The following is a 13,662-nucleotide window of genomic DNA, read 5'->3' on the forward strand; positions in this document are numbered from 1 at the left end:
GTTCAAGCCCACACGAAGGTGCCCGTCGTGCGCCGCAAGCACCACTCACGTGACATTCGACCGAAAGCACCTGCGTCGCCTCGCCAAGATGGAAGCCACGGCTGACTTCCTCACTGCTGAACGCGCTGACCACGAGACCCGCCTACGCTCCCTCGAGCGGTTCCGCTGGCTGGCATCAGGGATTGCCGGACTAATCACCGCCGCAGGCTACGACGCGATTGCCCACCTCATCGGCAGGTAGCGCGTCATCGCGCCACGCACGCGAACGGGTGTGACGTGGCCAGGCCAACACCTGGCCACGTCGCCCCATCCAGACGGCCATAGCCGCGAAAGCTTCCAGGCCGCCGTTACGAACCGGCCTCGCCGTGCGACTGGGAGAGGTAAGGGACTTCGAGCGGAGGCCGAGTGGAACTCACGATCAGCGCCGAGGGCGACGAACAGGCACTCGAGCAATTCTACCACTGGCTCAGACAGGACATCGATGTCGTGCGGACGGCGAAGATCAGCACGAGCGCGACGTCGGGCACCGGGCACATGGGCGCGGTCGAGGTCGTGTGCATGTCGATCGGCACGCTGACCGGGCTCGCCAACCTCGGCGTCGCGTGGGCGAGCTTCCTCCGGTCGAGGAAGGCCGCGCCGCCGGTGCAGTTCGTCTTCAACACGCCGCTCACCGACGAGGAAATCGCCATGGTGAAGCGCCTGAACCTGCCTGTGGCGCAGGGTGACGATGACTGACGCGGCCGGACCGCGGGCCGGGCTGCCGGATCCCCGCGCTTCGAGGGCCGTCCTCGTCGGGGTGTCCGACTACACAAGCCTCGAAGCGCTGCCCGCGGTCGCGAACAACATCGAGACACTGCACCGGGTATTCACCGACCCCGACCTGTGGGGACTTCCCAACGAACACTGCGTCACGTTGCTCAACCCCGGCACCGTCGACGACGTGCTCGAGGCCGTGCACGCGGCCGCGTCCGAAGCGTCCGACGCCCTGGTGTTCTACTTCGCCGGTCACGGCCTGCTCGATGATCGCTCGGATCTCTACCTCGCCCTGCCAGGCGCGGCGGGCGACCGGCTCTACCGCTCGGTCCGCTACGACGACATCCGGCGCGAGATCGTGGGCACCGCGCGGGCTTGTTACGGCAAAGTGGCGATCCTCGACTGCTGCTACAGCGGTCGCGCGCTGCAGGGCGGCATGGGCGGTTCGGCCGAGCTGGCCGACCACGCCCGGGTGGACGGGACCTACCTCATGACCGCGTCGGCCGAGACGAGCCTGGCGCTGGCGCCACCCGACGAGCCCTACACCGCGTTCACCGGGGCACTAGTGGACAAGCTGGTCCACGGCCTGCCGGAAGGCCCGGACCTGCTCGACATGGAGACGCTGTTCTACCACGTGCGCGTCGACCTGCAGGCCCGCCACTTCCCGGTACCCCAGCAACGCACCCGCAATGACGGCAAGGCGATCGCGCTGGTCCGCAATCGGCACCGCGTCGGTGTTCGTCCGGCGCGGGAGCGGGCGAGTGATCCGGCCCGCGAGCTGCCCCAGCCGCCGCCGGGCATGGAAGCTTTGCTCCGGCGCCGGCCTGCGGACATGTACCTCGAAGTGCAGGCCATGCGCGCACACGGGCAGGAACAGCTCGGGGAACAGCTCTTGGCCGCGTCGGCCGCGCTGCGAGCAGACCAGGAAGTCGCGGCCATCGCAGCACTGCTCTGGCGACAAGGGAACGCCGAGGACGTCCGCGTCGTGCTCGCGGGCGCAGCCCTGCGGGCACCGGCGGAAGTGCTGCGGGTCGTCAATGCGCTGCACGATATGGACATTCCTGACGTGGCGATCCAGCTCGTTCGGACCGTCGGGGCCTGCCGCGCGGCGGATGCCGCGGACCTGGCTAGCCTGCTCCAAGCCGACGGGCGGGACGACGAACTCGTCGAACTGCTGAACGCCGCGTTCGGCGCCACGCAGGCGGCCAGGGGGCTGATCGACCTGATCAATGCCCTGTGGCTCGCGGGACTGCGCGAAGAAGTGGACCGGTTGATCCTCCGCGCCGCGAGTGACCTGCCCGGCGCGGACATCGTTGCCCTGGCCGACGAACTGCGCGAGGTCGGCCGAGAGGAAGTCGCGTTCGGGCTCTACGCGGCGGCGGCCGACATCGTAGCCACCCGGCCTCCCCCGGCCGTGGCGCAGTTGTGCAAGGCGATGACCGAAGCCGGTCACGACGCGGAAAGCACCGAGGTCGCGCAGGGCCTCGTCCGGCGCGCGCACGACGCCAGTTCGTTGCTGGACGTCGCGGACGTCTTCTGGGAGACGGAGCAGGAAGCACACGCCGACCTCGTGGTGGCCCGGGCGGCCGAAGTATCGTCGATCCCCGAGGTGATCGCGTTCGCCGCCGGCGCGCGGCTGCGCAACCACGAACAGGCGGCGTACCGGATCTGTTCGCTGGTCGCCGCGTCCCGGCCCGCCGGTTCGGTCCTGGAGATCGTCGCCTCGTTGCGCGAAGAAGGACGTCCGGTCGACGCGAGGAAGGTGCTCCGGGATAGCGCGGCCCGTACGACGGTGATGGGTCTGCTCGAGTTGCTCGCCGGAAGCGACGACGCGGACCGCGGCCGCATTCTCGAAGTGACGGTCGATCGGGGAGCGGAATTCTGCGCCGCACTGCTGGCCGCGCTGGGACCCGCGCACCCGGACCTGGCGCGCCGGTTCGCCGACCTGGTCACGAAAACCATCGCGGCGCACCCCGAGCTGATCGTGATCATCGTCGACGCGCTCGACCCGGCCACGAAGGAGCGCATGTTCGCGAGCCTCGCCGAGGGCGTCGACCCCCTCGGGCTGACCGGCTTGCTTCGCGACCTGCCATCGGACGAAGCGAAGACTCTCATGTTCCTGGCGGTCCGGGCGGGAAGGCCGGCACTCGGCGAGGTCTTCGCGGCGCTCGCTTCGGATGGTAGCGCGCTGCCAGCCCCCCTGACGGGGCAGCCGGTGAACCGGCTGGGCGCGCTGGTTCGCGGGCTGCGCCCTGAGTTCCCGGCGCACGCCGATGCGCTGCTCGCCGACGTGGCGGCCCCCGGCCGAGGTGAGGCCGCGATCGCGCACGACATCGCGTACCTCTTCGGCACGGGCGAAGCGGACGTCGGCCGGGCGGTGCTTCACACGGCACTGACCGGCCGCTCGAACGACGAACTCAAGCTGATCGTAGCCGCGCTCCGGGACCGGAACCAGCCCGATTCGCTCGCCGAGACCGCGGATTGGGTCAGGACGACCTATGCGTGGATGGGCGCAGACGGCATCCTTCGTCAGCTGGGACTGCGCGAGTTCACCGGCCGCAAGAGCCGGCCGCTGCGCCGGATCGAATGACAGAGCGGGCCCGACTTATCTCAAGATCGGCCGGGCCCGTTCACCGTGAACTGCCGGCCCACATAAAGTCGAAGGGGTCAGCTTCATGACCTTCGTCCACGGCTGGATAGCCGTACGCTCGACGAAACAAAGGTCGGTATAGTTACTCAGTGTGACAGATGATGTTGGCCATGTCGTGAGCCAGATCCGGTTCCAGCTGAGCACCTTGCGCTCCCGCAACGGACACCACCTGTTCGAAGAGATCTGCATGCACTACGCGACCCAGCGAATCAGCCGGAACGTCCTGCCGAAGACGGGGCCGGTTAGCGCAGGTGGAGACGGAGGACGGGACTTCGAGACCTTTCCAACCTTCCTTCCCGAAGACGACCGCGCCATCGCGTTCGCGTGCACCTTGCAGGTCAAGGGCCTGACGAAGAAGCTCCAGGCCGACATCGCCAAGATTCTTTCAGGTCCACCAGTGGATGCGATCTGCGTGTTCACAGAGACGGACGTACCCGACGGCCACCAGCGCCGGCTCCGCGAAGACGTGCCCCAAGGGATCCGATTCCAAATCATCGACGGCAACGCGCTGGCCAACCAACTGGCTCAGCCAGACCTGCGTTGGATCGCGGACAGGTACCTCGGCGTGCCGCAGCGGCTCCTTCCGCAGTCCCGACATGGGCTGCCTCGCCGCCGCGCTCTTGTCGGCCGCGAGATCGAGCTCGACCGAGTCCGCGCCCTGCTGGCTGGTAGTCAGCGACCTGTGGTTGTGGTCCACGGCCTGCCGGGGGTCGGCAAGACCGCACTCGCCGGGGAACTGGCGTGGCTAGTCCGAGCTAACTTCCCCGGCGGGGTCATCGTTGTCGACCTGTCTCAGCAGGACGAAATCCTGCCCCGCCTGCTATTGGCGCTCGAACCGGATTGTCAGGTGCCGGGTGACCGCTACCGTCAGCGCGCCCGCGTGGCGGCGTTGCTGGCCGGCCCGAAGATGCTGCTTGTTCTCGACAACGTCCGGACTGAAGAGTCGCTGGAAGACCTGTTGTCCATTGACGGTTCTTTCGCCATCCTGTGCACGAGCCGATCGCGGTTGACCGGGCTTGCGCATGAGGATGTCGATGCGCTCGAGGTCCATCCTCTTCCCAAGGACGCTGCCGCGCAGCTGGCGCGGACGGTCACCGAAAGGTTGACCGACGAACAGAGCAGTCAGCTTGCCGACGTGTGCGGAGGTCTCCCCATCGCAGTGCTGATCGCGGCCGCGCGGATCGGCAAACGCCCTCAACTCAGCATTCCCGACTACCTCGCCGAGCTCGCCGACCCGATCTACGGAACCGAGGAGCTCCGCGCTGGCGGAAAGTCGGTCGAGCGGATCATCGAAGACAGCTACCAACTGCTCACCGTCGGCCAAGCGCAACTCCTGGTCGTCCTCGGCGTCCTGCCCGGCACCGCGGTCGACGATGACGTCATCACGGCGGTGAGCACAGAAACGGTAGCGGAATTAGCCGACGCGCGCACACGCTCGGTCCGTCGTTGCCTGGACGATCTCCTTGAGCTGCACTTGGTCGAGCAGGTCGACGAGCACCGCTACCGCCTGCACGATGTGCTGTACAGGTTTGCTCGGCACAAGGCTATGACCACCACCGATTCTGCGTGGCGTGACCGAGTGGTCGCGCACGCGTGCCTGACCTACGCCAGCCGGACCAACCGCGCTATCAGCTCGATCGGATTCATCGATGCCGAAGGGCACGAGCCGTCCGCCACCAACACCGACGCTTTGACCGTCCTTGAGCACGATCACGCTGGTGCGGTGGCCATGGCCCTCCAGGCGGCACAGCATGAACTCTGGGACGCCTTCATCAAGGTCGCCCAAGCTCTCACCCCCGCATTGCAGCACCTGGGTCGCTGGAACGAGCTGGCTCGTATCTCGACCTGCCTGGCAGACGCGGGTGAGCGGGCAGGCAAGCCGGACTGGCAGGCCACAGGGCTGCTCAATCTCGGCACAGTCGCCGCCCGGAAAGGCGGGACTGACACAGCGCTTGATCGGTTCCGCGCGTGCATCGACATGACCGACGACGGGGAACACGGCTGGATCGCCGAAGCCGCTCGCAACGCCTACGGCAACCTACTGCTCAACACTGGCTGCGCAGCAGACGCTATCCCAGTGCTGCAGCGAAGCCTGCACGTATGGCGGATACTCGGGAACGACACCATGATCGCGCACGCACTTGACAGCCTGGGCAAGGCGAACGTCGCAATGACCCGATGGGATCGCGCCGAGGCCTACTTTCGCAATGCGCTGCGAGTAGCCAAGCGAGCGGGCATCGGCGGACTTCTCGGAATAGCCGGCATCGCCCTCGCGCAAGCGCTCCGGCTCGGAGGCCGCGAGGTCGCCGCGAAGTCCGAGTGTGAGATTGCCTTGGCTCGGGCTCGTGCACTCGGTAACCGCGAAGTCGAAGCGGATGCGCTGCGCGAAATGGGCTTGATCGAGCAGGCGCTCGGCGACAGCGAGTCGCTCTTGGGCACACTAACCTCCGCCATCGAGATCTACCACGAGGTCGGGGACGTCCGAAGCCAGGTGTCCACGCTGCTGCTGATGGCCACCACCGCAGAACACCGAGGTGAACGCGAACTTGCCATGCAGCTGTTCGTCGACTGTGCGGAGATGGCGGAGCAGATCAACGACCTCCGGAACCTTGCCCAAGCCCTCGCACATATCGCCAACCTGTACGCGGAAGCCGGACAGCACGAGCAGGCAGACGAAATCCTGCAGGACGCCGCCGCGATCGCCGAAGGATCCAGAAGTCCCCTGGTGTGCGCGCAAGTCCAGCACCAGCAGGCCAAGATACTGCGCCGGGTAGGGAAAATCGACGGAGCACTTCCATTGCTCCGCCGTTCGGTGAAACTGCTTGAGCGCAGCGGCGAATCCGACTCCTTATCGAACGCGCGCGCACGACTCGGGGAAGCATTGATACAACACGGCGGATGGCAGGAAGCCGCGCTGGTCCTCCGTTCGGTCATCGACGCACCCGCCGATGCGGCGCTCCCCCAGACCCGCGCCTCCGCGTTCCGGTTTCTCGCGACCCTGTATTCCCGCCGCGAGCTGTGGCCGGAAGCCACAAACGCGGCGAACCAAGCCGTCGAGCTGGCAGAGAAGTCCGGCTCTCGCAGTGAGCAGATGCATTGCCGTCACACCAGGGGCAATGTGCTTGCGCGCATGTCCCGTTGGCCTGAGGCCGTTGTGGAGTATGACCGCGCCGCGGAACTGGCCACCGCCCTGCGCGACTTCCAGACCATGCTGATCATCCGCAGCAACCAGGCCACAACTGAGATGGCCACCGGCGACTTGGCCAAGGCCATCGCCACCATGCGCGCGATCCTGGGCCGCGCGGAAGAACTCGGCCTTGACGACCTGCATGCCTCACTGCGAACCAACCTCGGCACCGCTCTCACACAGCAGGGTCACCATGCCGCAGCAAAAGCCGAATTCAACCACGCCGTCGAACTCGCCGGCCGTCTTGGAACGACCGACCTCCTCGCAAATGCCACCCGAAACCTGGCAAAGGTGCACGTATCCCTCGAAGACTTACCCGCAGCGTTGAGTTGCTTCCGCCAGGCACGGCTGGTCTGGCAACGCAGCGGCAACATGGCCGCCGCATCGGAAGTACTGGAGCACGAGATGCTCCTAGCCATGGCCGTCGCCACGCAGGATGGCAAGGACGCTACGCAGCTGTCGATGCCGGAAGATGTGCCAGAAGCGTTGTTGAACACATTCCATGCCCGCCAGATGGCGACCGCAGCGGCACAAGTAGCCAGCGCATCCGACCGAGTTCCCGATCGCCGGACGATCACCGTTGTCCAAGAGATCATCGACGAACTCGCCGACCTCAGACTGGACGCGATCTGGGCCAGGCTGGCCACCGGCCGTCGCCATTGCCTGGAATGTCGGCTCCCCATCGCAGAAGACGGACCGGCGAACGCGGTACTCCTACGCTTCCCGGACGGGCCACCGCGGATCACGCTCGCCCACCCAGCGTGCGCCCCATCGACAGTAGTCGACAGCATAGACCCGGGACCTCGCGACAACCAGGTGCATTTCGAAATCGAATGCATCATCTTCACGGGCAACCTGCCCGGCATCATTGTCGACACGCGAGGCCCATGGGGTACCGGCGAGAACGGCCAACCAAGGGATGTCTTCATCGACTCACTCCGCGCAATGGGATTCGCGACCGTTAGCGACCTGACACCACAATCAGACCACTCACGCATCCCGGAACTCGCGAAAGCGTCTCTCCACGCGAAGCTCGTGGGCAACAAGCTCAAGATCATGCAAGACGGCAAGGAGGTCATCTCCCGCCTGCCACTCTCCTTCAACCCAGAGTGGTACGCCACAACCCAGAGCGGCACTCTGTTGATGCTGTTCGGATACGACCTCCGTGGAATGGCCGCCGACGACCCGAGCTACCTCATCAAGTCCGCCCGAGCCGGCACCCTCGTCGGAGCGGCTGTCCAGCTGACTGTCGAGCCGCCATCTCGTAACCGAAGGTGCGTCTGCACCCCCAAAACAGACCGCAAGTTCAAGCACTGCTGCGGGCACCCCAAGAACATCAACGAATGAAGAGGCCTCGATGCGTATCAGCGTCAGCTGATGCCAATTTCTGGAGCTGAGGCGAGCGGTTCAAGCCGACGAGGCCGCGGGCGCCCACCTCAGACGCCTGATCAGCGATCAAGCCACGGAGCGAGCAGCGTCTCCAGGTCAGCGTCCGACAACGCCCGCGGTCCACCATGGAACTCGTGCCACCGCGCCGCGTCCCGTGCGGCGGTGTACTCCACCTCGAAGGCTCGCATCAGCACATACATGAACGTCACCGAGCTGAACCGCTCACCCAACAGTGTCCGCGCTTCGCGCGCCACTTCGGTCGCACCGCGACCGACCACGTCCGCGAGCCGCAGCTCCTCCGCAGCCGGATCCAACAGGCTGGGGGCATACATCACGACAAACACTCCATCATCGAAACGAACACGAACTCAGCCTTCAGCAGCCAGCTGGCCACAGGCGGCGGCGATGTCCTGGCCACGGGTGTCCCGGACGGTGCAGGCGACGCCGCCGGCGTTGACCAAGCGGACGAACTCCCGCTCGACCGGCTTCGGGGATGCGTCCCACTTGCTGCCCGGGGTCGGGTTCAGCGGAATGACGTTGACGTGCACCAGCTGGCCCAGGTGCTTGCGCAACCGCTTCGCAAGCAGCTCCGCTCGCCACGGTTGATCGTTGATGTCCCGGATCAACGCGTACTCGATCGAGACCCGCCAGCCGGAGGTGTCGGCGTAGTACCGCGCAGCGGAGAGCACCTCGTCGATCGACCACCGGTTGTTCACCGGCACCAGCGTGCCACGCAGCTCGTCATCCGGCGTGTGCAATGACACCGCTAGCCGCACCTGCAACTTCTCGTCCGCCAACTTCCGAATCGCCGGCGCCAACCCCACCGTCGACACCGTCACCGAACGCTGAGAGATACCAAGCCCAGCAGGAGCCGGATAAACGATCCGATATATCGCCGATATAACGCGACGAAAATTCGCGAGTGGTTCACCCATCCCGCCCGTTTTACAACAGCAAGATACACGCTGGTCAGCGCCATACGACCGCTGTGGGGTGACCTCTGTCATAGCATGACGTCGAGAGTCCGTCCGTCGGCCGCGGCGACCGGTTCGTCACCCAGGCGGACGAGCCAGACGGCACGCTGACGGAACTCAGGCGGGTGTGGCGCAGGCACCAAAACATCCTCAGCGGGCACCCTTAGGTGAGGTACCGAACAACCAGGGAGCTCATCTTCTCATCTTCCGCCAAACGGGTGAACATCGATTAGTCCCGTCACGCCGTGTCACGCAAAAGCGACCTTTCCGGCACAGACCGTCCTGGCTCCTGGAGGCAGTCGATGCTGGTGTTGCTGATGTTGGTCGCGGGCGGCGTGATGCTCGCGATGGGAGCGATGAACTCGTTGCTCGCTTCGGCCCAGGTGGTAAACCAGCAGGCTGGCGGCGTCGAGTCGCTCGCGTGGCGCCTGCCGCCGGGCGACATGGTCGAGGACACGAGATCCATCCTCAAGGCCTGGGCCGATGGCGACCTGCACGATCTGACCAGCCGTCTGATGGTCACGTATTTCATCGCGGACTTGGTGTACATCGGGCTGTACTGCTTGATCATCTGGCGGGTGTGGACCGTCGTCCGCGCGAAGATCAAGCAGTTCCCCCCACCGAAGCCGACACGGTTGAAAAGGCTCGCTACATCGGAGCGGAACGCGCGAGTCTTGTTGCTCGGGCTCCTGACTGTCTTTGACCTCGCGGAGAACAGCCTGCGCATGGTGTTGTTTCACAAGGGACCCACTGTGGCGGAGCCGTGGATATGGGTGTCCTTCGGCTTCACATCGGCGAAGTGGCTCACAGTTCTGTTCATCGCCGCGGTGTTGCTGGATTGCCTTCGTTCTCCGCAGCTCCGAAACAGATTGTGGGATAATACGCGGCGGCTCTTGAAGGTCCTCTGGCGAGCCAGGGTCGCCACCGCCGCGGTCGCGCTGTTCACGGGCCTTGTGCTGTTGGAACCTACTGGCCAGGTCAACGACCTCCTGCGGCAATGGATCGACGCGTTCAACGTCGGCGTGTTCGCCATCGCCGCGGCATGCGCGCTCGGTATCGGCGCCAGGCTCTCAGTTCGCGAGTTGCTGCTGGAGGACTATGCGGAGGACGACCGCGAATCAGGTACGGCAGATTCGGGTTTCCGGTTCGGGTTCCTCGCCGCGAGCGTTGTACTCATGGCACTCGCCGTGGGCTTCCACCTCCACCCGCTGTGGGGTGTCGTCGGCGTTCTGCTCCTGATCGAGGTCCTCGAATTGCTGTGGCGTCGTATGCCCTACGGTACGGAATTGGCTGCGGAGAAGAAGGCCACTGAGATCCGTCAGGTCGTCGCCGGACCCCCTCTGGACCGCGATAGGCAGACCATTCACAGGTACTCCAACGTGCTCACCGGCGCGCCTGTCATCGCGTTGATATACGGCGCGATCAACGCGTACACACCGGCCGCGTTCGTGCTCCCCGACGACTGGAACAGCCTCCAAGTTATCGTGTTCGTGGTCGGCGTCGTCCTGACCGGCACCGTGTTCACCCTATTCGGACTGGTGATCAGCGAGCTCCTTCCGAGGTTGACTGCCATGCTCATCGTCGTGGCCGCTCTACCGTTGGCCGTAGTGGCTGCGTGCAACGACCAGGCAGGTGTGCCGTCTCTGGTGGTGCTCGCCGTGATGCTGACCCTGTTCATGGCCGCACTGACAGTGACGCAACGGTTCTCAGAACGCTGGCCGGTACCCAGGGGGTTGCTGGTGCTGGGGTTCTCGAGGGTGCCGTTCGCCCTCCTTCTGGTCGTGATGCTCGGCGTGTGTAGCGCCATTGCCGACGGTTCTGCGCACGACACCCGACGCACGGACGACCCACAGTCAAGGGAGGGGATCGCGCTCACCGACGCTTGGCACGGGTGGCTGGAGGCGAACTGCGCGACCACCGATCAGGCCGCCCCGATCCCGCTGATCCTCGTGAGCAGTCAAGGCGGGGGCCAACGCGCCGCCTACTGGACCGCGTCCAGCCTGACGCAGCTTTTCGGCACCCGTCTTAGCGATGCGAAGGGAAAGGGGCCAAAAGGATGTCCTGACCGCACACCGGCTGAGGCCGTGTTCGCGCTCGGCGGCGCCTCGGGCGGCAGCCTCGGCAACACCGCGTGGGTGTCGAACCTGAATAACGACAACGACCGCCCGCAAGACTGGTACGCCAAGCCGTTCGCATTGTCCGACCCGTTGACACGCCCGCTGTCATGGATGCTGTCGGTTGACCTTGCCCGCGCATACGTCGGTTTCGGCGGCTCGGACCGCGCGGCGATCATCGAGGAGGGCATCGAGCGACGCGTCGAAGGTATGGGTCAAAGCTACTTCGACGACCTGCGACGCACCGGCAGCAAACGACCGCTGCTCATGCTCACCGGTACGCAGGTGGAGACCGGGTGCCGGATGAACATTTCCGCGGTCCGCCTGACCGATCCCGACCACGTCGGAGACGCCTGCAACAACGTGGAACGGGGGCATCCGTCCGACGCCGCAGCGACCAACGACATCCTCGACTACCTCTGCGACAAGGACGGCACGACACCAGGTGGACTCCGCCGCTCCACAGCCGCGCTGCTGTCCGCACGGTTCCCGTACATCTCCCCATCCGGCCGGATGTACAACTGCACCAACGACTCCGCGACAAACGTCGTCGACGGCGGCTACGCCGACAACACCGGCGTCGACGCCATGCTCGAACTGTGGCGACGTCTAGCGCCCATGGTCTCCGACCATAACCGCGGTGGCGGGGCGACCGTCGTTCCAGTGTTCCTGATGCTGGATAACCACTACCGGGCACTCGCGACACCACGAGCAGCCGGGCGCGTCCAGGAGCTGTACATCCCACCCTCCACCCAAGGGCGACCAGACGCGCTAGACGACGTCGCCGCCGAACAACGTGCACACGCAGCCTTCTCAGAAGCGATCCCTGGCGAGGACTGCCCCGTCGACCTCCCGCTGGACAGCAGGTTCATCGCAATCCGACCTTCGGTCTCACCGGGTCTGCAAGCCCCTCTCGCATGGTCGTTGTCGCAGATGTCAATCCGCGACCTCGACCACCAGCGGAACACGAAGTTCGCAGAAGACCCGACGGTTGCTGCCCTCAGCAAATGGGTGCAGGCAGAGCACTGACCACACGACCGCGGCTCGTACCGACCGGCTCCTCAGCAGCCCCGAGGAGATCGGGGGACGTCGAACTGATTAGGTAGCCGGTCCCGACGCATGGCCTGGCTAACTCGCCGACGGCGGACCACTGATCAGCGGTCGAGCCAAGGAGCGAGCAGCTTCTCCAGGTCGGCATCCGACAGCGCTCGCGGCCCGCCATGGAACTCGTGCCACCGCGACGCGTCGCACGCGGCCGTGTATTCCACCTCGAACGCCCGCATCAGCACGTACATGAACGTCACCGAGCTGAACCGCTCGCCCAACAGGGTCCGCGCTTCGCGGGCCACCTCGGTGGCGCCGCGGCCGACCACGTCCGCGAGCCGAAGCTCCTCCGCAGCCGGATCCAACAGGCTGGGCGCATACATCACGAAAAACACTCCAACATCGAAACGAACAACTCAGCCTTCAGCAGCCAACTGCCCACACGCCGCGGCAATGTCCTGACCCCGGGTATCTCGCACCGTGCACGCGACACCGCCGGCGTTCACCAAGCGGACGAACTCCCGCTCCACCGGCTTCGGCGACGCATCCCACTTGCTACCCGGCGTCGGGTTCAGCGGAATGACATTGACGTGCACCAGCTGCCCCAGGTGCTGGCGCAACCGCTTGGCCAGCAGCTCCGCCCGCCACGGCTGGTCGTTGATGTCGCGAATCAAGGCGTACTCGATGGACACCCTGCGACCGGAAGTGTCGGCGTAGTACCGGGCGGCCGAGAGCACCTCGTCGACCGACCAGCGCTCATTCACCGGCACGAGAGTGTCGCGCAGCTCGTCATCCGGCGTGTGCAGCGAAACGGCGAGTCGGACCTGCATCTTCTCGTCCGCCAGCTTGCGGATCGCCGGCGCTAGGCCCACGGTCGACACCGTCACCGAACGCTGACCGATCCCCAGACCACCCGGCGCGGGATCCGTGATCCGCCGCACCGCCGCCACCACGCGCTTGTAGTTGGCCAGCGGCTCACCCATCCCCATGAAGACGATGTTCGACAGCCGCCCGGGGCCACCCGGCATCGTGCCGTCGCGCATGACCGACGCCGCCGAACGGACCTGGTCGACGATCTCCGCCGTCGACAGGTTGCGGTCCAGCCCGCCCTGGCCGGTCGCGCAGAACGGGCAGGCCATGCCGCAGCCGGCCTGGCTCGAGATGCACAGCGTCGCGCGGTCCGGGTAGCGCATCAGGACGCTCTCCAGGAGCGTCCCGTCGTGGGCGCGCCACAGCGTCTTGCGGGTCGCGCCCTTGTCGGCCTGCAAGGCACGGACCTCGGTCAGCAACGTCGGCATCAGGTCGGCGACCAGCTTCGCGCGGGACGCCGCCGGGATGTCCGTCATCTCCTCCGGGTCCACCGTCAGGCGGGAGAAGTAGTGGTTCGACAGCTGCTTCGCGCGGAACGGCTTCTCCCCCAGCTCCGCGACCGCGGCCGCGCGCTCGGCGAGCGTGAGGTCGGCGAGGTGGCGCGGCGGGAGGCCGCGCTTGGGCGCGTCGAAGACGAGGGGAAGGGCAGTCATAACCGGACCAGTCTCCCACGCGCCCGCC

The 13,662-nt window shown here is 65.9% G+C and carries 7 protein-coding genes and 1 pseudogene; 4 read left to right on the plus strand and 4 right to left on the minus strand.

From position 1 onward, the window contains the following. Nucleotides 1-405: 405 nt before the first annotated feature. The 3 genes from ACLJQF_RS32285 (at nucleotide 406) to ACLJQF_RS32295 (ending at nucleotide 7,937) form a co-directional block, all read left to right on the plus strand. Nucleotides 406-735: an effector-associated constant component EACC1 gene (locus ACLJQF_RS32285; protein WP_410614109.1), complete on the plus strand. Its 330-nt coding sequence runs from the start codon at nucleotides 406-408 to the stop codon at nucleotides 733-735. Continuing rightward, nucleotides 728-3,343 carry a caspase domain-containing protein gene (locus ACLJQF_RS32290; RefSeq protein WP_410614110.1) on the plus strand — a complete coding sequence of 872 codons (2,616 nt, stop codon included), beginning with the start codon at nucleotides 728-730 and terminating at the stop codon, nucleotides 3,341-3,343. Before ACLJQF_RS32285 ends, ACLJQF_RS32290 begins: the two co-directional genes overlap by 8 nt. Before the next feature lie 151 nt (nucleotides 3,344-3,494). Beyond that, nucleotides 3,495-7,937, plus strand: coding sequence for a tetratricopeptide repeat protein (locus tag ACLJQF_RS32295; protein ID WP_410614111.1), 4,443 nt, complete (start codon nucleotides 3,495-3,497; stop codon nucleotides 7,935-7,937). A gap of 101 nt (nucleotides 7,938-8,038) precedes the next feature. On the opposite strand, the gene ACLJQF_RS32300 is transcribed toward ACLJQF_RS32295, so the two are convergent. After that, a complete protein-coding gene (locus ACLJQF_RS32300) occupies nucleotides 8,039-8,314 on the minus strand; it encodes a hypothetical protein (protein ID WP_410614155.1) in 276 nt (91 codons plus the stop codon). 33 nt (nucleotides 8,315-8,347) lie between these two features. Beyond that, nucleotides 8,348-8,917: pseudogene (locus ACLJQF_RS32305) on the minus strand (radical SAM protein); the annotation flags it as partial. Nucleotides 8,918-9,255: 338 nt separating this feature from the next. On the opposite strand from ACLJQF_RS32305, the gene ACLJQF_RS32310 reads away from it, so the two are divergent. Then, entirely contained in the window at nucleotides 9,256-12,096 is a 2,841-nt protein-coding gene (locus ACLJQF_RS32310; RefSeq protein WP_410614112.1) for a hypothetical protein, read from the plus strand. A gap of 125 nt (nucleotides 12,097-12,221) precedes the next feature. Here ACLJQF_RS32310 and ACLJQF_RS32315 read toward each other — a convergent pair whose 3' ends face one another. Further along, complete coding sequence (locus ACLJQF_RS32315; protein WP_410614156.1) at nucleotides 12,222-12,497, minus strand: hypothetical protein; 276 nt, start codon at nucleotides 12,495-12,497, stop codon at nucleotides 12,222-12,224. Nucleotides 12,498-12,527: 30 nt separating this feature from the next. Next, the gene (gene rlmN / locus ACLJQF_RS32320) at nucleotides 12,528-13,634 is read right to left on the minus strand and encodes a 23S rRNA (adenine(2503)-C(2))-methyltransferase RlmN (protein WP_410614113.1); all 1,107 of its coding nucleotides are present in this window, start codon (nucleotides 13,632-13,634) and stop codon (nucleotides 12,528-12,530) included. Between the last annotated feature and the right edge of the window lie 28 nt (nucleotides 13,635-13,662).

The sequence above is a fragment of the Amycolatopsis sp. lyj-109 genome, from assembly GCF_046548995.1.
In the GTDB taxonomy this organism is placed as follows: Bacteria; Actinomycetota; Actinomycetes; order Mycobacteriales; family Pseudonocardiaceae; genus Amycolatopsis.